This is a genomic window from Wolbachia endosymbiont (group A) of Ancistrocerus nigricornis (assembly GCF_947250785.1).
Lineage (GTDB): Bacteria > Pseudomonadota > Alphaproteobacteria > Rickettsiales > Anaplasmataceae > Wolbachia > Wolbachia pipientis.
In genome coordinates, this window is sequence record NZ_OX366348.1 from 126,722 (window position 1) to 147,901 (window position 21,180).

General features: G+C 36.2%; 19 protein-coding genes, 3 tRNA genes and 3 pseudogenes. 7 read left to right on the plus strand and 18 right to left on the minus strand.

What is annotated here, in order from left to right; translation table 11 throughout:
- Positions 1-301: 301 nt before the first annotated feature.
- The 8 genes from OOK90_RS00650 to OOK90_RS00685 form a co-directional block, all read right to left on the minus strand.
- Positions 302-1,039, minus strand: coding sequence for a putative folate metabolism gamma-glutamate ligase (locus tag OOK90_RS00650; RefSeq protein WP_264705944.1), 738 nt, complete (start codon positions 1,037-1,039; stop codon positions 302-304).
- Between the two features lies 1 nt (position 1,040).
- Complete coding sequence (locus tag OOK90_RS00655; RefSeq protein ID WP_209472572.1) at positions 1,041-1,520, minus strand: dihydrofolate reductase; 480 nt, start codon at positions 1,518-1,520, stop codon at positions 1,041-1,043.
- Positions 1,517-2,797 (minus strand): dihydropteroate synthase, encoded by a 1,281-nt coding sequence (gene folP, locus OOK90_RS00660; protein ID WP_264705946.1) that lies wholly within the window; start codon positions 2,795-2,797, stop codon positions 1,517-1,519. Before folP ends, OOK90_RS00655 begins: the two co-directional genes overlap by 4 nt.
- A complete protein-coding gene (locus OOK90_RS00665; RefSeq protein WP_007548841.1) occupies positions 2,794-3,180 on the minus strand; it encodes a dihydroneopterin aldolase in 387 nt (128 codons plus the stop codon). Before OOK90_RS00665 ends, folP begins: the two co-directional genes overlap by 4 nt.
- A gap of 39 nt (positions 3,181-3,219) precedes the next feature.
- Positions 3,220-3,876: a CADD family putative folate metabolism protein gene (locus OOK90_RS00670; RefSeq protein ID WP_022626367.1), complete on the minus strand. Its 657-nt coding sequence runs from the start codon at positions 3,874-3,876 to the stop codon at positions 3,220-3,222.
- A 70-nt stretch (positions 3,877-3,946) separates the two neighbouring features.
- Positions 3,947-4,023, minus strand: a tRNA-Ile gene (locus tag OOK90_RS00675).
- A 42-nt stretch (positions 4,024-4,065) separates the two neighbouring features.
- Positions 4,066-4,389, minus strand: a complete 324-nt coding sequence (gene trxA / locus OOK90_RS00680) for a thioredoxin (RefSeq protein ID WP_209472576.1) — start codon at positions 4,387-4,389, stop codon at positions 4,066-4,068.
- Positions 4,390-4,505: 116 nt separating this feature from the next.
- Positions 4,506-5,126: a ribonuclease D gene (locus tag OOK90_RS00685; protein WP_264705947.1), complete on the minus strand. Its 621-nt coding sequence runs from the start codon at positions 5,124-5,126 to the stop codon at positions 4,506-4,508.
- 180 nt (positions 5,127-5,306) lie between these two features.
- Here OOK90_RS00685 and OOK90_RS00690 point away from each other — a divergent pair.
- From OOK90_RS00690 to OOK90_RS06670, 5 genes and pseudogenes are all read left to right on the plus strand, one after another.
- Positions 5,307-5,379 (plus strand) — tRNA-Gly (locus tag OOK90_RS00690).
- Positions 5,380-5,899: 520 nt separating this feature from the next.
- The gene (locus OOK90_RS00695; RefSeq protein WP_209472578.1) at positions 5,900-6,058 is read left to right on the plus strand and encodes a hypothetical protein; all 159 of its coding nucleotides are present in this window, start codon (positions 5,900-5,902) and stop codon (positions 6,056-6,058) included.
- Positions 6,043-6,399: pseudogene (locus tag OOK90_RS00700) on the plus strand (transposase); the annotation flags it as partial. The gene OOK90_RS00695 and the pseudogene OOK90_RS00700, both read left to right, overlap by 16 nt.
- Positions 6,400-6,441: 42 nt before the next feature.
- Positions 6,442-7,045, plus strand: a pseudogene (locus OOK90_RS00705) (transposase); the annotation flags it as partial.
- Between the two features lie 72 nt (positions 7,046-7,117).
- Positions 7,118-8,211: pseudogene (locus OOK90_RS06670) on the plus strand (IS3 family transposase).
- A 197-nt stretch (positions 8,212-8,408) separates the two neighbouring features.
- Here the strand turns inward: OOK90_RS06670 and OOK90_RS00720 are convergent.
- The 3 genes from OOK90_RS00720 to rpmE all read right to left on the minus strand — a co-directional run bounded on the left by OOK90_RS00720 (position 8,409) and on the right by rpmE (position 10,893).
- A complete protein-coding gene (locus tag OOK90_RS00720) occupies positions 8,409-9,773 on the minus strand; it encodes a hypothetical protein (protein WP_264705948.1) in 1,365 nt (454 codons plus the stop codon).
- Between the two features lie 83 nt (positions 9,774-9,856).
- Positions 9,857-10,651: an NAD kinase gene (locus tag OOK90_RS00725; protein ID WP_070356930.1), complete on the minus strand. Its 795-nt coding sequence runs from the start codon at positions 10,649-10,651 to the stop codon at positions 9,857-9,859.
- 38 nt (positions 10,652-10,689) lie between these two features.
- Positions 10,690-10,893 carry a 50S ribosomal protein L31 gene (rpmE, locus tag OOK90_RS00730; RefSeq protein WP_007548602.1) on the minus strand — a complete coding sequence of 68 codons (204 nt, stop codon included), beginning with the start codon at positions 10,891-10,893 and terminating at the stop codon, positions 10,690-10,692.
- Between the two features lie 128 nt (positions 10,894-11,021).
- Here rpmE and fabD point away from each other — a divergent pair, with 128 nt between their 5' ends.
- A complete protein-coding gene (gene fabD / locus OOK90_RS00735; RefSeq protein ID WP_264373760.1) occupies positions 11,022-12,002 on the plus strand; it encodes an ACP S-malonyltransferase in 981 nt (326 codons plus the stop codon).
- 39 nt (positions 12,003-12,041) lie between these two features.
- Here the strand turns inward: fabD and gpmI are convergent, their stop codons facing one another.
- The 7 genes from gpmI to OOK90_RS00770 all read right to left on the minus strand — a co-directional run bounded on the left by gpmI (position 12,042) and on the right by OOK90_RS00770 (position 18,109).
- Positions 12,042-13,562, minus strand: a complete 1,521-nt coding sequence (gpmI, locus tag OOK90_RS00740; RefSeq protein ID WP_264705949.1) for a 2,3-bisphosphoglycerate-independent phosphoglycerate mutase — start codon at positions 13,560-13,562, stop codon at positions 12,042-12,044.
- 33 nt (positions 13,563-13,595) lie between these two features.
- Positions 13,596-13,667 (minus strand) — tRNA-Asn (locus OOK90_RS00745).
- An 803-nt stretch (positions 13,668-14,470) separates the two neighbouring features.
- A complete protein-coding gene (gene purH, locus OOK90_RS00750) occupies positions 14,471-15,982 on the minus strand; it encodes a bifunctional phosphoribosylaminoimidazolecarboxamide formyltransferase/IMP cyclohydrolase (RefSeq protein ID WP_209472590.1) in 1,512 nt (503 codons plus the stop codon).
- A gap of 80 nt (positions 15,983-16,062) precedes the next feature.
- Positions 16,063-16,962 (minus strand): methionyl-tRNA formyltransferase, encoded by a 900-nt coding sequence (gene fmt / locus OOK90_RS00755; RefSeq protein WP_209472592.1) that lies wholly within the window; start codon positions 16,960-16,962, stop codon positions 16,063-16,065.
- Positions 16,963-16,974: 12 nt separating this feature from the next.
- Positions 16,975-17,340 (minus strand): 50S ribosomal protein L20, encoded by a 366-nt coding sequence (gene rplT, locus OOK90_RS00760; RefSeq protein WP_006279340.1) that lies wholly within the window; start codon positions 17,338-17,340, stop codon positions 16,975-16,977.
- Positions 17,341-17,360: 20 nt separating this feature from the next.
- Positions 17,361-17,567, minus strand: a complete 207-nt coding sequence (rpmI, locus tag OOK90_RS00765; protein WP_007548610.1) for a 50S ribosomal protein L35 — start codon at positions 17,565-17,567, stop codon at positions 17,361-17,363.
- A gap of 98 nt (positions 17,568-17,665) precedes the next feature.
- Positions 17,666-18,109, minus strand: a complete 444-nt coding sequence (locus tag OOK90_RS00770) for a PAS domain-containing protein (RefSeq protein ID WP_264705951.1) — start codon at positions 18,107-18,109, stop codon at positions 17,666-17,668.
- Positions 18,110-18,274: 165 nt separating this feature from the next.
- Here OOK90_RS00770 and alaS point away from each other — a divergent pair, with 165 nt between their 5' ends.
- Complete coding sequence (alaS, locus tag OOK90_RS00775) at positions 18,275-20,908, plus strand: alanine--tRNA ligase (protein ID WP_264705952.1); 2,634 nt, start codon at positions 18,275-18,277, stop codon at positions 20,906-20,908.
- Positions 20,909-21,180: the final 272 nt, after the last annotated feature.

The following is a 21,180-nucleotide window of genomic DNA, read 5'->3' on the forward strand; positions in this document are numbered from 1 at the left end:
TGGCATTTTTTGATGTCTTGTAACGCTTTATAAGCGCGTTCAGCTTATTTAGATAAAAATCTAGATGTAGATGAAGTTTTGTAAAGACATACAGTATCTATGTACTGCAAAAAATTAAACATAAGACGCCGATACATTAAGTAATCCTTACCTTTTAATCTGCAGATTGGCGAAAGCAAATACAATAGCTTCACTATCATGATAAGGGCGCTGGCGAAGGGTGTCAAGTAAGTTTTTTGTTTCTATTCCCAATGTTATATGGTTATGTAAGAAGTCTAATAGCAAATTTTTAAGTTCCTCTTTAACTCTTTAACCAGCGGGCTCGCATGAGGAGAGGAGAGTAAAGGTCCTCTTCCATAGATATCTTCACACTTTTTTCTTCTTCTGTAGTTGGCGGACGAGTAAGAAAGTGAATCTTTGGTGCACCACTAATTATTGCCATTGGTGTTTGCTCCGCCCCTTCTCCCATAACTAAAACAGCAGACGTTGCCAACGCATCAAGAAGATTGACTTGTGTTACTTGCAGTGGTTGATCATAAAGATCTGGCTTGCCTATATAGGAATAAAATGGTTCAAATCCACACCAACCAAGAGCAACGCCCGTAACCCCAAGGCGCATAGGTGTTATGTTACTATCTGTAATCAAAATACCAAGATGTTTTATGCAGTGTTTTGTCTTGAGATAGTTCCATATTGATAGAGCTGTTTTCTGAACATCCTTTGGGTATAAAATATACATTTCATTACCATTTGATTCATCAATACCAGCAGATGGAATTAAGATATTGTCTTTGATTGTTAAATAGATGCCGTAAGAATTATGGTCTACATCAACAATTGCATCAGCTTCTCTTTTGATTAGCTCTTCTTTAGAACAAGCAGTTTTGCAAACCACTTGTTTTTGACAAATAGAAATGATTTTTGATGTGATAGCAAGAACAACTTCCTCTCCTAGCAACTCTGAAACATAGCGATCAAGAACCTGCTCTAATACTTCCCCACATTCAATGCGGTGGGTATAAATTGCTTTAACATGCATATTAACGTATTAGCCTACATATAGTATAATCTTTCGTTTTGGTGAGAATAGTTTTATGCCATCCATCAAGAAGTGTTAAGTTGAAATATACATCACCTTTATAGGGTTTGTGAATTTCTGTTATGATAAATTCTGAGATTAGATCATACTCCAAAAAAAGATGCGCTATTTGTGCTCCACCAATCATGAAGACTTTAGAATTACTTTGGATTGACAAAAACTCTTGCATAGAAGAAATAATAGTGCATTTTACTCCTCTGTTAAAACAAGAATTTAATTTGTTACGAGAAAAAACAACAGGGATACGATCCTTTAATATGTTTTGAGACATAGTTTCAAATGTTTTTCTTCCCATAACAATAACTTGTTTGTCAGTCACCTGACGAAAATGATCTAACTCACTTGGATAATGCCAGGGCAATCCATTATTTATTCCAATTACCCCCTTGGGATCAACAGCCATAATTCCGATAACTATCATCCCTGTAAAGCAGCTTGAGCTACAAAGAATCGCATGTGATCACGCACATTATGCACTCGAAGGAAATCAACCTTGTTGTGCAATGCAGATGATAAAGCAATTGTTTCTAAATCTCGGTTAAAGACAGGTTCTGTAGAAAAAGAAGAAATAAATGACTTTCTAGAATGACCAACCAGAACTTTGCAGCCAAAATTTTGTAACGTTTCTATACTGCGTAAAATCTGGATATTCTGGTACATAGATTTGCCAAAACCAATACCAGGATCAATAATGATCGAGCTTTGATCAAAACCTAGGGCAAGTAACCTGTTAATGCTCTTTTCTGCCCAATTATTTATGGTATCAATTGGATCAATGTCACTTGGGATAATGTTGTCACTATGTGGTGGTATGGAGAGTGAATGCATAATAACGATACTACATCCACTGCTAGCAATCGCTTTTAAGGTATTATCATCTAGATCTCCCTTCTGATCGTTTACCCAGGCAATGTTGTAGTGTTCCAAAACATTTAAAATAACGTCTGACCAGAAGCTATCAATGCTGACTTTAATGTCACCAACTTTCATATATTGATTAAGGTCATCAAGCACTGGTTTTAAGCGTGCATATTCTGCTTTTGGAGTTTGTATTGAGGAGCCAGGTCTTGTTGATTGAGCACCAAGTTCAACTATGCTTGCACCATCTGATAACAGCTGCAGTGCCTGCTTGGTTGCTTGATCTGCATCATAATAAAGACCACCATCTGAAAATGAATCAGGAGTAATATTAACAATACCTACAAGCTCTGGTGAAAGCGTAAAACTCCTTAAAAAGCAATCCTTAATGTTAGGGTTAATAGTACCAAACGTTTTGTTAACTACTGCCATGGGACTCAGCATTGCCATCAAGTGAAGCAAAAATGGTCTGTTTATCAATTCTGGGTGAGGAATCTTAAGGTAGGGTGTATCAAGTGTCAGGTCATCCCATAACAAAATATCCAAATCAATAACGCGAGGTGCCCATTTTTCATAGACCTGCGGGCGGCCAATGTCACACTCAATTTGTTTAAGGCCCTTTAACAGCTCTTCAGGAGAAGAAGAACAACTTCCATACACAACCATATTTAGAAATGGCTTATTCCACTGAGGTGGAGCATCATTTGGTAAAATAGCCTTAGTTTCCAGAATAATTGAAGATTTTAAATTTTTAAAATAGCGTTCCTGCAGTAACTGAGCAGCCTTTTGTAAATGGGAAAAGCGATTCCCCATATTTGAGCCAATAGAAATGTAAATCATTCTTGCAACGCATTACGATAAGTAAAGAAAACACCTCCATGCACACTGGGGACAGGTGGTGCAACTTTGTGAATAGTTACGCCTATAGAAGAAATAATAAGCTTTTTTTGCATCACAAGGTTATTAATGGTCCTGTATATATCATGAGTTAAATGCTCGATTAAGTTGAATTGCTTGCTTTGAACGAGAGATTGAATACTCTGGACTACCTCCAAGTAGCATATAGTATCCTCAAGCCGGTCAGTTGTAAGTCCTAAAGGGGGGGATTTAAAGGTAAAATCAATATTAACACTAACTAATTGAGAATGATACTTCTCTTCTGCACTATAGCCTAAATGAACCCAAAGCCGTAAGTCAGATATAAGAAGATTACATGCAGACATTGCATTCCAACATCACTGAGTTTAAGCTACTTACAACTACTAACACACGCTAGCATTCATCATTCCATCAAGAAAACCCCACAAGAGCCTTGCTCCCTTTTGAGCACCCTGCATAACTTTATCTTGCTCTTTTTCATCTAGATCTTCAATAAGATTTGCACATTCCTCAGAATGCCATTCATCAGCATGCATATGGACCGTAAAAAATTGAAGAGAACGCTCATCACTTATTGAATAGTGTTTTTTTAAACCTTCAATTTTAGACTTGGAAACCTCTGGAGTTTGACGTTCGTAAGCGTACAAGGCTCCAAGACCTGCTGCAAAACCTGATCTTACAATGTCAAAGTAACCATCAATTAATTCTTGTGTCTCCTTAATCTGTGCACTTTCACGAAGATCAGATCGCGCAACGCCAAGCCCTTCAGCAAAACGTTTCCATAACTCTGGATGATTTTCATCACCTTGTTCCTCTTCTATTAAATTACCAAGTAAAACCTGTCGCATTTTTAGATCTGGGCACAGAAAATGTATACCACTGATGTAACGAGGAAACGCAGCAACGTGGTGATAATATTCTTTAGCATAGGTTTGTAAAGCTTGCAAGCTTAAGCTTCCTGTATTCCATGACTGGTAAAATGGATGATTTAGTAAGTGCAATTCATCTAACTTGTTATTTAGAGACTTAGTAAATTCCATCATTTCCCCCATTACATTAATATATAGTTCATATACTATAGTTTTCTCATTGTTACGATCATGCTAACAATGGTGGGATTGGTAGGACTCGAACCTACGGCCAATTCGTTATGAGCGAACTGCTCTAACCGACTGAGCTACAATCCCTTTTATCAATATTTATAATACACACAAAAGCAAATTTGTCTATTAGCTTATTTCACTATCAACCCAACTTAGCAGATCATTTGTTGCACCAATTTTGCGTGCAATTTCCTTACCATCTTGAAATATAATCAAAGTAGGTATAGATTGAACCCCATACTTACTTGGCACTTCAGTCCCTTCATCTATGTCGAATTTGCAGATCTTAATCTTGCCTTTTCTGTCTTTAGCCAATTGTTCGATACGTGGCATTAGACTTTTACATGGCCCACACCATTCTGCCCAAAAGTCTATCAGAACAAACCCTTTATAGTCAGTGACTTCAGATTTGAAATTTTGATCATTTACCGATGTAATATCATCACTCATAAAATACCTAAATTTTTGTAAAATATAGCGTATCTATTAGCAGTTAATCAACTAAATTCTTACCGCAGAGCTTGAAAAATTGCCCTAAAGTGTTTTGCACAAACAAAAAACTTCTATTACATCTGGTGGTTAAAGATATCCACGTTTTCCCAACCCATTAAGTCTAACTCAATACGAGTAGGAAGAAATTCAAAGCACTTTTGGGCCAATTCTTTTCTATTTTCACGTTCCAGCATTAAGTCTAGCTTTTCCTTTATCCTGTGGAGATACAAAACATCAGATGCAGCATAACTTTTTTGTTTGTCTGTTAAATTTTCATTTCCCCAATCAGAAGATTGCTGCTGCTTATTTAGTTTGGTATCAAGCAGCTCTAAGCACAACTCTTTTAAGCTATGATTATCTGTGTAAGTGCGAACTAAACGTGAAGCTATCTTTGTGCAATAGCACGGAAGTGCCCAAGTTTCCAAGTAATAACGTATTATGCTCACATCAAATCGCGCGAAGTGAAATATTTTAGTTATATTTTTATCCTCTAATATTTTTCTTAAATTTGGCGCTGTATAATCGTTCTTGAGTTGAACTAAGTGAACGTTGCCATCATTAAAAGAGAGCTGCACAAGGCATAATCTATCTCTGCTATGAAGTAGCCCCATTGCCTCGGTATCAACAGCTATAGACCTTATATCATCTGGTATTGAACTAGCTGGCAAGTCGTCTTTATATAAAAATATTCCCATAAAATTAATACATTTTTTGGCACAATTGAAAACCTATGATAATCAAAAATGAGTCTTAAGTATACGAAAAGATCATAGAAGGAACCACGCAAATTTATGGGCTCTCACATTTTTCGTGTACACGGGGTTTACAAATCGCTGTATATGCCTATAATTAAGTAAATTTAGGTTAATTTAATTGCGGGAGTAGCTCAGTTGGTAGAACGCAACCTTGCCAAGGTTGAGGTCGAGGGTTCGAACCCCTTCTCCCGCTCTTTGCTTTCAAAATCATTTCGTCAAAAATCCCTTGACAAACTCCGCCAGCCCCCTTATCATGAAACTGAAGCTATTTATTTATCTTCTCTGTACAGATTAAATGACAAAAAAACTCACGTATCTGGCGTCCCATGTTTAATTTTTTGCACTATGTGCACCTTATGTCTTTATAAAATTTCTAGATTTTTACCTAATATAAGCAGAAATGCGCTTATAAAGCATTTAAAACATCAAAAAACGCCGATTTAAAAAATGGATAGTGAATAACTAGCTACCCTAGGGTTTCTTTTGCCTTTTTTTCTGTTTAGTAAATTTCTTAATGTTTATAATTTAGATTAGTTGCGGCTTAAAAGCAACTAAATCGCGGTTATTAAGCGTTTAGAATAAAAAAACGCCATACTTGAAAGTATAATGTAAGTAATTAGCCAACCACGGGGCTTCTTTTGCCTTTTTTTTCGTTTGGTAAATTCCTTAATATTTATAGCTAAGAGAGCCCAAGAGAGGTGTCATTCCAGCGCTTGACGCTGGAATCCCAAAAAAAGGATGATGTCATCCCAGTGCGTGACACTGGGATGGCTTTGTTGCATCGCTCAAGTGAAAAGAACTGGCAGTTACTGACAAAATTCATTATAAACAGCCATTTAACTGTTGAAGAAAAAATATGCCACAAAAAATGAGAGTCAGTAACTGCCATGAATATAACAAATTTCTCCAAGAAAGAGGAAGCATTTTTTGTTATATCAATGACGCCATAGAAAATTGGTACGAGAATTGTCCAAAAATGCAGGGCGGCAACTATATTTATAGTGATAAAGTTGTGATTTTGGTGCATATAATCGTCAGTTTCTTTAGAATTGGTTTAAGACAAACAGTCGGGTTTATAAAAGGGTATTTGCAACAAATAGGAAGAGATTTGGCAGTTATCAGCTATTCACAAGCATCAAGAAGGTTTAAGAAACTTAATATTAAGATAAATGATTGCAGAATTGATAAAAATATAGCTCTTTCCATAAAAGTCCGGATGTGATAGGATAAGGGTAGATGATGATAAGGAGGTTGAATGCCAGCAGCATATAGTTATGATTTAAGAAAAAAAGCAATGGAAGCGCTAGACGAAGGAGAAAGCAGAGAAACAGTGGCAGCAAAGAAGAAAAGAAACAGGAGACTTTCAATCAAAAAAACTTGGAAATGGGGGTTACAATCACAAAATTACCGACTGGGATACCTTTGCCAAATTTGCCAGAGAACACGGAGGAAAGACTCTATCGGAAATGGCTAAACTTTGGAACAACGTTAGTATCCAAACGATCTATCGAGCCCTTAAAAAAATTGGATTTACGCGCAAAAAAAGACATATGGATACAAGGAAAGAAACGAAGAAAAACGTGCTGAATTTTTGAAAATTATAGCGACAAAAGAACCTAAAAACTTAGTGTATATAGATGAGTCTGGCATTGATAACACCGAACTACGGATATTGCCAGAAAGGACAGCGGTTTTATGCCTTAAAATCTGGAAAGAAAACTCAACGAATCAGTATGGTTGCAGCCTTAAGTGGAAGAAAGATAGTTGTTCCGTTAACCTTTGAAGGCCACTGTAATATGGATGTTTTTAATGGATGGTTTGAGCAATTTTTGACACCGATCTTGGAACCTGGACAGACTGACCTTACCCAGAAAAAGTGGAGAGAAAGAAAGGAGTTTTTTCGGGTAAAATAAAATTTTGGAGGATTAGAAATGGCAAGAGAATATACGGCAGAATTCAAATTGGAAGCTGTTAAGCTGGCAAATGAACAAAGAAAGGTAGGTCAACCAGTTGCAAAAGTAGCAAGAGATCTAGGAATAAGGGATAGTGTATTAGGAAAATGGATGAAGAAATATAACGAAAAAAAGTCAGCGGCAAATGCATTTCCAGATGTAGCACCTTATGACAAAGAGAGATTTGATTTACAGAAAGAGTTAGCAAAAGTAACAAGAGAAAGAGACATTTTAAAAAAAGCCCTGGCCAGTCAAAAAGAGTAAAATATTTTTTCATAAAAGAGCATAGTAAACACTATAAAGTGCAGGAATTATGTAGGGTTTTCTGCTAGTGGCTACTATAAGTGGACTACAAGGAAAATAAGCAGTAGAGAATCAGCAAATAAAGAGTTATTAGCAGATATTCAAAAAATATATCAAGCTTCTAAATGTAGATATGGAGCTCCTAAAATTCATGCTGAATTAAAGGCTTTGGGTAAAAGTTGCAACTTAAAAACAGTGCAAAGTATTATGCAGAAAAATGGTATTCAGGCTATATTGAGAAGAAAATTTAAAATTAAGAAACAACAAACGGACAGTAGCTCCCAATATATTAGACCAAAACTTTATTGTCGATCAACCAAATAAAGTATGGGATTACTTATATAAAAACCAAAGAAGGATGGCTATATTTGGCAACAATAATCGATCTATATTCACGCATGGTAGTTAATGAGCAGTTCAATAAATAAACAATTGGTTATGGACTCTTTATTAATGGCCGTTAACAAGCGTAAACCTGCCAAAAATCTACTATTACATAGTGATCAAGGTTCACAATATACTTCGCAAGGTTATCAATATCTCTTATCCATAAAAAACATAGATGAGTCATAAAGGTTGTTGTTACGACAATTCTGTTGTGGAAAGCTTCTTTAGCTCATTGAAAAGAGAAATACTTATTGATACTTCACAACACTCTGCTCAACAAACTAGAACTGCAATATTTGAATACATAGAAATTTTTTATAACAAACAACGTCACTATTAACTATTGCATTCCTGAGCATTTTGATTCATCATTCTCTTTGTGAAAAACATTCCAAACTTTCTCTCCACTTTTTCTGGGTAAGGTCAGTCAGCTACTTGGATGACAGGGGAGGGAGGTGCTACCCTGACAATCGTCATCCCGCTACGTGTTAGCGGGATCTAGAGATACCGCGAATGAATCGCGGTATGACGGTCTGCAGCGGTATGACGTAGGGCTGCACTAGCTATATCATGCATTTTATTAACCGACACTATAAACAATATCCTTACAATTATGAGATTGAACCACAACTTGCTCAAGCGTTAAGCTGCTGCGTTTAGCGTCTTTACTGTGATTTTCCCCAAGAACATTTGTTCTTTCTCGTTTTATTTCCTCAATGAATTTCCCATTAACATCTTTAGGATCAATCTCTTCTTCAGAATATATAAGGTTAGTGCAATTTGTTTTTCTATAATAATGCACGCCAAGACATATAATTGATAATGCAAGTATACCAGAACCTATAAGTAATGATAATCCTATGTTATTAGTCAAAGGGTTTTGGTAAAATTTTTGTACACCATTAACACCATGTGTTGCAAGTAGCCCTAGAGGAAACGCTATATTTGCAGCAACTACACCAGTAAATAATGCAGTAAATATTGGTCTGTCGTTAATTACTGATTTTATTTTATTAGTTCTAGTAATTACTTTTTCGTCAATGTTAGTGAAGCCTTGTTTAGCTTCCCAAGCATTAAGTACAAAATTTGAATGAGTGCCATTGCTATATTCCAGTCTTACAGATTTTATAGCTTTATCTTTTGGCTGGTGCTCCAACACCTCAGCTAAAATTTTATCCGCATCTTTTTTTTGAATGGAATGTTCTTCAGTATCTATAAATTGCCTTGTTGCAAAAAATATTGGACCAATTGCAAGCAATGCAGCAAGTGCGATAACTGGTATAGTGATATATTTTGGGCTGTTTGTAAAAAATGCAATAAATTTTGCTTTATCTTGTAAATATAATAAAGCTGCAGATATACTGAGTATAATAGCACTTGCAGTAAAAATTATAAAGCCCTTCTGCTGCATGGAATACTTTGCTCTTGGCAAGAATCTGTTTGTTTTTTTATTTGTTGTGCCACCTACATCAGAATTTAGTGACAAAGACTCTTCAGAGTCATCTGTCTTATATGATGGTGGAGAAGTTGAAGGTACATTGCTAAGTTTGTTACTTGATTCTCTGCTTAACCGTGTTAATGTTTTATCAAGATCATCAGGATCATCAAATACTGTCTCTTGAAAAGGGGATCTGCTTAGAATTGAATTTTGACCATCTATTCCACTGTCTAAACTCTTTTTCGAAGATTTTGTATCTGGGTCTATAGTTGCATAAATAGGTTCTTCTGATCCATCACCAACTGATCCTTCCATATTTAAGTTTGCTGTTTCTTTATCATCAGACTCGCCATCAAACGGACTTGTAGAGTGTGAAATTTCATTTTTATCGTTTGTTCGTGGCACTGTGCTTCTAGATGCTGGTGTCGGCAGTACTTTCTTGCCATCTTCATCCTTTTTTGTATAAGAAGTTGGTGTGACATTATCTCCGTTTTCTAATCCATGCATATCTGCTCCAAAATTAATTACTATGCTGCATTGATTACGCTATAGTTATTAAGATGTAGTAAATACCAGTTTACGGATAATTATTAGTATAGAAATTGTCTATCAAAGATCCTTTCATTCAGAGGGTAATCTTTGTCAAAGAGCAAAGTTATTGTGTTTTCATGGTCTTTTTGTATTTTTATCTGTGATATATTATGAAACTCCTTGTAATCTGATACTACAAGTGCTGGACGGTTTTTTGTGTCGTTAATGTCAATTTGTACGATTGTATCGTTTGATATTAACGCTCCATTCCAATGCCTTGGGTAATAGCTATTGATAGAAGTGAGTGCAAGTAAATTTGAATTTAGCGGCAAGATTGGGCCACCGGCAGAGAAGTTGTATGCAGTGCTGCCTGTGGGGGTAGATAATATTACTCCGTCCCCTCTAAATTTTTCTACTTTTAGCTTATCATTAATAGTAATATTCATCTCTACTATTTGGTTCGCTTTTCTAAAAACGTATACTTCGTTTACTGCTATGTAATGATATCTCTTGCCACTTGTGTCTGTTGCTTCCATTTTTAGCAAAGTTAACTGAGTTGAAGTTGCATGCTCTATATGATCAATTAAATCTTCACTGCAGCTAAAGCATTTATTCATCAAAAACCCAACATTGCCAGTGTTTATCCCATACACATGCATGTTTTTATTTTCTATGACGTAATTGTGCAAAGTGCGTAGCATAAAGCCATCACCGCCAACAACTATCAATAGATCGATTTCGGACTTATTTTCTTCTGTTATATTGATAAAATTAAGTTTCTTTAATAGTTTAGATACTTCCTGCGATTTTGGTGATGGAGAAGCAACATAGCCTATATTTTTGTATTTATGCATGCTTCAGTAAACTCTCTAAAACTTAAAGAGGAGGAGAATTAGAAAATGCTTCCATATTTATCGTTAAACTTAGCTAATTTGCTAGTTTTACTTGCTAACCCGCTTGTCAAACTTCCAGTCCATGCAGGGTGAGTAAGAGGATCTCTATCAAGTTTTACCCTATCTCCCTCCTTTCCATAAGTGGAACGAGTTTCAAACTCTTGACCGTCTGTCATAACTATAATAATTTTATGATAATTCATTGTTGTTTATAAACTTTTAGTCAGCTAATATTCTAGTGAACTTAATTCACTAAGTCAATCATTATTCTAAAATATTGACAAAAAATAAATAAAGTAGTATATTTAATAAGGAATAAATAATAACTATCATGATTTTTGCTTTCCCCGGTCAGGGCTCTCAGTTTGTAGGAATGGGAAAGAGCTTATATAGTGAGTTTTCTGTTGCAAGACAAGTATTTAATGAAGTAGATAGCATATTGGATGGAAAGCTGTCTCATTTAATCTTCAACGGTCCTATTGAAGAATTAACCATTACAGAAAACGCTCAGCCAGCTATAATGGCAGTATCAATTGCAATGCTACGTGTTATGGAGCATGTGTTTGGCAAATCTCTTTTCACTGATCACAATGTTAAATATGTTTGTGGGCATTCAGTTGGCGAATATACAGCGCTGTGTGCTGCAGGAGCGTTAACGCTTGAGTCTGCAATCGAGCTGCTGAAAGTTCGCAGCGAAGCAATGCATGAAGCTTCACTGAAATGTAAAGGCGGAATGGTTGCGTTGCTTGGAGCAGAGATAAATGAAGTGGAAGATATATTGAAATCAGTTCAAATTGACGGAATTTGTGAAATTGCAAACGATAACGGTGGCGGACAAGTGGTTATAAGTGGCACTAGAGAAGCTCTTGAAATGTTACCCGATTTATTCAAAAACTCGAGTGTGAGGAAACTAATTAAATTACAGGTTAGTGGGCCTTTTCATTCATCTCTTATGAAACCTGCTGATGAAAAAGTTTTGGAGTTTTTGAAGGGTATTAAAATAACCCGTCCTATAGTTCCTTTGATATCAAATGTTACAGCTAAAGAGGAGAGTGATCCCAAAGTTATAAAAACTTTACTCGCCAAGCAAGTTGTAAGCAGAGTGAAATGGAGAGAAATGGTTTTGTATATGTCAAGCCGTGGCATTAACAAATTTGTTGAAATTGGCCCTAATAAAGTTTTATCTAATTTGGTCAAAAGAATTGACCAATCTATCAGTACAAAAAATATAGATAGTATTGGTGATATTGACAGCTTCTTTAATGAATCATTAGTACTAACAGCGAAAAATTTAAAAGTTGGATTAAGTTAAAACACATCTATTTGATGTCATTCCGGTGCATAACGCTGCCTAGCTGGAATGACAGAGGGTAATGCAAGAAATCAACGAACTGCCTGTCATTTCGTTTGGTTTTTTAATTCCAAGTAGCTGTAAAATAGTAGGGGCAATGTCAGATAACCTTCCGTCTCTTAGTTTTAGATTATCGCAAGACACAATAAATGGCACTTTATTTAGAGTGTGTGCTGTATGAGGTGTATTATTTTCTTCATCGAACATACATTCCACGTTACCATGGTCTGCAGTAACAATTAATGCGGTGTTGCTTGACTTTTTAACAGCATTCAGCACTTTCGCAAGACAATCATCTACAGCTAGCACAGCTTTCTCGGCTGCTTTTATATTACCTGTATGCCCTACCATATCAGGATTAGCGTAATTTACAACTATCAGTGCGAATTCTTGGGAGTGAATTTTTTCTACAAGCTTTTCTGTGAGCTCGAAGGCTGACATTTCGGGCTGCAAATCGTAAGTTTGAACTTTTGGTGAGGGAATGAGTATTCTTTCTTCACCAGAGAAAGGTTCTTCTTTTCCACAATTGAAAAAGAAAGTCACATGAGCGTATTTCTCGGTTTCGGCGATACGTAATTGTCGTAATTTATTGTCTTCTATTGTTTGTCCTAGAGTATCAGCGAAAGAAGTAGGAGGAAAAATATAAGGAATTTTGAGATCTTCTTTATACTTCATCATACTTAAAATTGAAGAGAATTTTGCTACCTTAGCGTAATCTGTTTTGCCAAGCAAAATACTTGCTAATTGTATCATTCGATCAGCACGAAAGTTAGCCAACAGGACTCCATCTTCTGGTTTTATACCTTGATAATCACCTATTACTGCGGGCCTGATAAACTCATCAGTTATGTTATTTTGATAGTTATTCTCAATCAACGATACTGCATTATCATGACAAGGTGCCTTTGCAAATGCGATAGCCTCATAAGCTTCGATTGTTCTCTTCCACCTGTTGTCACGGTCCATAGCATAGTAACGCCCAGAAACAGTAGCAATTCTTGTGTCATTTCCCTTTATACTCTTTGTAAATTCTTGAATGCATTTTTTTCCTGAATTTGGCAATGTGTCTCTGCCATCTAAAAATGCATTTATCACCACTTTTATTCCATGCTGTGATATTTTATTTGCTAAAGTTGAAATATGCTTTTGATGCGAATGAACACCACCATCGGACACCAATCCCATTATATGGCATACTCCGTTCTTACTTTTTAGATCATTAATAAAACTTTGTAGATTTACATTGTTTTCTATTGTTCCAATCTCTTGATTAATGCGCTGAAGGCTTTGTATTACCACTCTACCACTGCCAATATTCATATGGCCAACTTCTGAGTTACCTATTTGACCACCAGGTAACCCCACATCAGTTCCACAGGCGGATAAACTGCATTTTGGATAATTAGAGCTAATATATTGCCAACAGGGTGGATTTGCGTTGCTAATAGCATTGTATTTACTGCTTTCTACTCCATTTCCCCAGCCATCTAGTATACATAAAACCACTGATTTAATGTTCATATAAAATCAACACTAGAATTTCACAGAGAAAAGCTCCCCGGGCCGGATTCGAACCAGCGACCAATTGGTTAACAGCCAACTGCTCTACCACTGAGCTACCGAGGAATAAACCGTTTTTAATTTACCATGTTGAACGTTGGTTGTAAACGTTTTTTGTGTAGACTTTAAGTCCAACTGACCCATAGAAACAAAAAAACTTACTTGACAAACTCCGCCAGCCCTCTTATCATGAAACTGAAGCTATTGTATTTGCTTTCGCCAATCTGCAGATTAAAAGGTAAGGATTACTTAATGTATCGGCGTCTTATGTTCAATTTTTTGCAGTATATAGATACTGTATGTCTTTACAAAACTTCATCTACATCTAGATTTTTATCTAAATAAGCTGAACGCGCTTATAAAGCGTTACAAGACATCAAAAAATGCCAATACTCGACAGAGATAGTAAAGGACTAGCTAACTCGGGGATTCTTTGTCTTTTTTTCTGCTTAGTAAATTTCTTAAACATTTGCAGCATAGGTTAGTTGCAATTAAAAGCAGCTAAATCTTGCTTGTCAAGCGTTTAAAACATAAAAAACGCCAATATTTTAAAGCAGATAATAACCCCAGGGCTTCTTTTGCCTTTTTTTTCGTTTGGGAAATTTCTTAATGTTTATGGCTAAAGATTGCACGAATGTTGCAATTACAAAAGCGTTTCTACTAGGAGGGTGTCATCCCAGTGTCAGCTACTCGGATGACATTACAGGGGGCACTGGGATGACATCATAGGGGCGCTGGAATGACATCATAGGGGGCTACTTGGCTGACAACCGTCATCCCGCTACGTGTTAGCGGGATCTATGTTGAGAGATACCGCGAATGAATCGCGGTATGACGGTTTGTGGCGGTATGACGATAAGACACAAAGCCTAATGGAAAAAACTGCGAACGCCAGTGAAAAACATAGCAATTTTATTTTCATTTGCAGCTTTTATCACATCTTGATCTTTTAGCGAGCCGCCGGGCTGAATTATAGCTGTAATTCCATGTTTTGCACTTTCTACTATGCTATCTGGGAATGGAAAAAATGCATCTGAAGCAAGCACTGCACCTTTACATTTTTCACCTGCTTTTTTCACTGCAATGTTCACACTATCTATTCTGCTTGTTTGCCCTGCGCCGATGCCAATAGCACAACCATCTTTTGCTATAACTATTGCGTTGGATTTCACATGTTTACATATTTTCCAGGCAAAAATAAGATCTTCCTTTTCTTTTTCTGTTGTAGTGCACTTTGTTACTTGTTCTGCTTTTATTGTGTGGTCATTATTTTCTTGCACCAAAAACCCACCAACAACATTTTTAATTTGGTATTTCACATTTTGTTGGAAAGATTTATGAATAATCACTCTTAAATTTTTCTTTCTTTGTAAAATTTTTAGTGCCTCATTGTTTACCGATGGTGCTATCACTACTTCCAAAAATATCTCGTTTAATTTTTCTGCTAGCTTTAAATCTATCTCCCGATTTAAGGCAACTATGCCACCAAAACTGCTTACTTCATCACATGATAGAGCCTTTTCATATGCCTCCAAAGCATTATTACTAACAGCAGCGCCACATGGGTTATTGTGCTTGATTATCACTGCTGCAGGCTCTTTAAACTCAGAAATTATGTTAAGTGCGGACTCTATATCTACTATATTATTATAACTCAACTCTTTTCCATGTAGTTTTTCCAACGGATATTCTGTAAATTGATTACTATAAAATGCAGCTTTTTGATGGGGATTTTCACCATACCTGAGTTCTTGTACTTTATGCCCATATAGTGCGAAAAACTCTGGCAACTCATTATTTTTACTCTGGGATAAAAACCAACTGTGAATATTAGAATCGTAGTGTGCAGTGAGAGCAAATGCTTTGGTTGCTAAATATTTTCTATATTCCAATGTTGTTTCATTGTTATTTTTTATCATCTCAGCTTTTAGTGCTTCATAGTCTTGAATGCTAGAAATAACTGAAGTAAAACGAAAGTTTTTTGCTGCAGCTCTAATTAACGCCACCCCGCCGATATCAATTTGTTCTATAATTTGCTCTTCATTTGAGCTGCTACTTACTGTCTCCCAAAATGGGTATAGGTTAGTTATAAGCAGGTCTATTGGCTCAATACCTAGATTTTGTATTTCCGTTTTGTGTTTTTCTCTATTGCAAAGTATGCCTCCATGAATTTTAGGGTGTAAAGTTTTTACTCTACCACCCAGTATCTCTGGAAATTGTGTGTAATCTGAGACCTCTTGTGTTTTTATTCCTGCACTAGATAGCACTTTATAAGTATTGCCCGTTGAAAGAATTTCTATTTGTTGCTGCGTTAAAAACGATGCAAGATCAATTATATTCGTTTTATCGTATACTGATATTAAAGCTCTTTTTATTTTCATTTTTATATGGAAAGTTTTTTAAGATTATATCTAAGAAAAGGAAATTTAGCTATTACATTTCTACACTAATTTAAAGCAGCCTATTCTATAAATTTTTTTACCATGCTTGATTTCAAGCCACGAATAAAATCTTCAATACTGCAAGGATTTCTCCCTTCCATTTGTACAACTTTAGGAATTAAAGTGCCACCTTTTAAACTTATGTGCATATTATCATTAACGATCTTGCCTTGTTCTGAAGCGAGAGCTTCAAAGTCAGCATCAAGTATCCTGATACGTTTATTCTCTATCTTGATGAACGCTTTTGGGTAAAACGCTTTAACCTTTCTATAAGCAACTTCACAGGCATCACTTGCATAAATTTTATAGTCTTCCACTTTGTTAGCGTAACATGCATCATTATCATTCTGCTCTATAGGAACCTGTTTTTCAATTTCATTTAACACCTCAAGCAGTAAATCACTGCCTAATTCAGACAATTTATCATGCAATGTCTTGTAGTTATCGTTCTTTTCGATAAGAAATTTTTCCTGTTTTAAAATAGGGCCGGAATCTAATCCTTCATCCAATTGCATAATGCTAACCCCGGTTTCTTGATCTCCTGCTAAAATTGTGTGCTGTATCGGGGCTGCACCACGCCACCTTGGTAGTAATGAAGGATGAATATTAATACAACCATATTTTGGAATATTCAAAATTTCTCTTGGAAGTATCAATCCATACGCAGCTACAACTGCAACGTCTGGTTTGAAATTTCTAAATTTTTCCTGCTCTGCCGAGAACTTTAGAGAGATAGGAGTACATACCTCTATGTTACTTTCTTCAGCGATAACATGTACTGGAGATTTCGTTGGCTTCTGTCCACGCCCTGAAGGTTTTGGAGCCTTGGTGTATACTGCCACCACTTCGCTCTTTGATTTCAGTAACAAGCTCAGAGAATTAACAGCAAATCCTGGTGATCCCATGAAAATAATTCTCATGGTGTTTTTGCTTTAAGAATTCTCCGCTAATTTACCACTTACAGTTTCTACTAATTTGGCAAAATCATCCTTATAATTAACTGCCATCTCAGCAAGAATTTTTCTATTTAAATCAATGCCGGCAAGTGTAAGACCATGCATAAACCTACCATAAGTAAGCCCATGCTCTCTTGCTGCTGCATTAATACGTATTATCCATAAGCTACGGAAATCACGTTTACGGGTTCTTCTGTCTCTATAAGCATATTGCAGTGCTTTTTCAACTCTTTGTAATGCAATTCTATAACAACTTTTTGCGCGCCCTCTATAACCCTTTGCCAGTTTCAATATTTTTTTATGACGAGCGTGAGTAGTGACTCCACGTTTTACCCGAGCCATTTTATTTTACCTCCATTTTGTTAAATACCGTAAGGCATATGAAGCTTAACTATACGCGAGTCAGATTTACCAAGAATCGTTGTACCGCGCTGATTACGAATATTAGATTTACTTCTCTTTACCATGCCATGCCTTTTGCCTGACTGAGTAGAAATAACTTTACCCTTAGCTGTAAGGTGAAAGCGCTTTTTCACAGAAGATTTGGTTTTTAATTTTATTTTCTTCATATTCCAAATAAATTTACAAGCACTACTATTGAGTTCTTTAATAGTAATTAAGCATTAGTATAAATAATTTTATTAAAGAATCAAATTAAAATTGTATATTAAAGGAGTTTAAAAGTAATTACGCCAAATATGTGTGTTATACCTTCTTTATTCCCAAGTGGCAACAATACTTGCCTCATTTTAACACTTTCACTTTCTTCCTCTTCATTGATCGGGCATTTACTCTCTATTACAGTATCAAGTTTATCAATAACTGCATCTATTTTATATAGTCGCAAAAATGGTGCATCAATTGCATACTTATTATCAATGCGCGTCTTTTTCTCAAAACCATAGAATTCAACAGCCTTTTCTCCTGCATTTTCACAAATATAACCTTGATCCTTGACTTCAATGACAAAACAATGCTGCCATGATTCCATTATTTCTGCAGTGTCTATTTCATGCCTTTCTGGCCAATCTCTGTCTGATCCTTTTATGTCATTCCAGTGTTGAGTCACCACATTTGCTATTCTTTTTTCTTTGCCTACATAAATTTCCATTCCAATTTCCACATATAAAACACAGATATGAGGTAAATTTATCGTGAATATATTGATTTTTTCTTACCACAAGGTGCATGTCACTAGAAGTTCTGAGATCTAGAGAGTGGTATTGATTTTATTTCCATTACAACTTATTATTTATAGATAACCTCAATAAAAACGATGAAGCTAAACGAAATCAGAGAAAGATTTATAAAATTTTTTGTAAATAATGACCACGAGCAGGTTTCTTCTTCTCCTTTGATTCCAGAACATGACCCAACGCTCATGTTCACAAATGCTGGTATGGTGCAGTTTAAAAATATTTTTACTGGTGCTCAAAAAACTGAAATGAAACGTGCTGTCTCAAGTCAAAAGTGCCTAAGAGCAGGCGGTAAACACAATGATCTGGAAAATGTTGGCTATACAACTCGGCATCACACATTTTTTGAAATGCTCGGAAATTTTAGCTTCGGTGATTACTTTAAGGAAACTGCGATAGAATTTGCGTGGGAATTTATCACTAAAGAGTTATCTCTTGATAAAAACAGACTATCCATAACCGTCTACCATACTGATGATGAGGCGTACGAGATTTGGCGTAAGATAAGTGGCTTTTCAAGTGATAAAATTATAAGAATTACAACGGATGATAACTTTTGGAGTATGGGAAGCACTGGTCCGTGCGGTCCATGTTCTGAAATTTTTTATGACCATGGGAGTCCTAATTTACAAGAGGGCGATAGAATTGTTGAAATCTGGAATCTGGTATTCATGGAGTTTAACAAAGATGAAGAAGGTAATTTACACAAATTGCCAAAAAAATGCATCGATACTGGAATGGGCCTTGAAAGAATAGCGGCTGTTATGCAAAACGTCCATGATAACTATGATATTGATCTATTTTCTGCTCTGATAAGTAAATCACAAGAGTACTGTGGAAGAACGGAAAATAAAATAGCGCATAAGATCATAGCAGATCATCTTCGCGCGGCTGCATTTCTCATCGCAGAAGGAGTGCTTCCTGGAAATGAGGGCAGGAATTACGTATTACGCAGATTAATTAGGAGAGCCACACGTTATATTCACCTGCTTGGATATAATGATTCCCTACTCCATCGTATTTTTCCAGTGTTGATAGATAGCACGAGTTCGGCTTATATGGGAGCTGAATTAGTCAGAGCTAAAAGCTTAATAGAAACGACGTTAAAATCAGAGGAAGAAAACTTTAAAGACACTTTGATGAAAGGTATCAATCTCCTGGAGAAATTCACTACAGATTTAAAATCGGGCGATACTTTGCCTGGAGAATCAGCGTTTAAGCTATATGACACCTACGGATTTCCTTTGGATATTACACTTGATATTTTAAAAGAGAAAAAAATAAATTTTGACCAGAAGGGTTTTGATGATGCAATGGGAGAACAAAAAGAGAGAGCACGTGCTAAATGGGCTGGATCTGGTGAAAAATCTGTTGAGCAAGTATGGTTTGATTTGATCAATAAATTTGGCAAAACAAAATTTGTTGGTTATGAGTTCAATGAAGTAAGTGATGCGAAAATACTAGCTATAGTTTCCTCTAAAAATGAAGTAATTGATTCTGCAAAGGAGGGAGAAAAGATAACCATTATACTTGATAAAACACCTTTTTATGGCGAGTCAGGTGGACAAGTGGGAGATACTGGCAGTCTGATCAAACCTGGTAGAAGTATTATTATAGTCGAGAATACCAATAAGGTTAATGACCTATATTTGCACAGATGCATAGTTAAATCTGGCTCAATGTGTAAAGGTGACACAGTTACAGCAAGCATAGATAAGGAAAGAAGGCAAGCCTTAAGAAGAAATCATTCAGCTACACATCTTCTGCACTTTACACTCAGAAAAATTCTAGGTGATCATGTCACTCAAAAAGGTTCCCTAGTTGCACCAGATAGACTGAGATTCGACTTCAGCCATAACACTCAAATGACTCAAGATCAGTTGTTTTGGGTAGAGGATATGGTAAACTCTCTAATCAGAGAAAATCTTTCCGCATCTACAAAAATTCAAAGCATGAATCAGGCAATAGACGAAGGAGCTATGGCGTTATTCGGCGAAAAATATAGCGATCAAGTAAGAGTAGTGAAGATTGGAGATTCAAGGGAACTGTGTGGTGGCACGCACGTTGAACATACTGGAGAAATCGGTTTATTTAAGATAGTAACAGAGAGTTCTGTTGCTTTTGGAGTGAGGAGAATTGAAGCTTTAACTGGTCAGGAAGCAATCAATTATGTACGTGATAATGAAATTAACTTAAAAAAAGTTGCAGAATTCGTAAAAGCGCCAGTGAGTGAAATAACAAGCAGATTAAGTATTTTAAGTCAAGAACACAAAAAATCCGAAACCAAAATAAAAAACCTATATAAAAAGCTTGTGAGTGCAGAGAATATAAAAAGCACCGAAATAAATGGAATAAATTTTATAAGCCACACTTTCACTGATATTCCAGCAAATGTAATAAGAGAGTTTGTTTTGCAGCAACAAAAACCAAAAACGGTAATAGCTTTTACGGCAACAGAAAAAGATAAAACAGTCTTGATTATTAAAGTAAGTAAAGACTTAATCAATAAGATTAGCGCAAAAGAACTAATATCCATAGCAGTTAAAAAGAACTGTGGTGGGAATGCTGAACTTGCACAAACAGGATGTGATAGCAATAAAATAGATGATGCCATTACAGCCATTTATAGCAAAATAACAGCTTCTAAGCACTCTACGTCATACCATCACGAACCGTCATACCGCCGCGGCGCTAACAAGCAGCGGGATACTTAACCATCGTCTACACCGTCATACCGCGATTCATTCGCGGTATCTCTTAGCCGCTAACAAGAGATCCCGCTAACAAGCAGCGGGATGACGAATTACTATGCCGCCGCGAACCGTCATACCGTTGCAAACCGTCATACCGCGATTCATTCGCGGTATCTCTTAGCATAGATCCCGCTAACAGGTAGCGGGATGACGGTTGTCAGGCTAGCTGTCATCCAAGTAGCTCGACTACTTGGATCCAGGAAAAAGAATGGTGTCATGAAAGTAGCTGACAC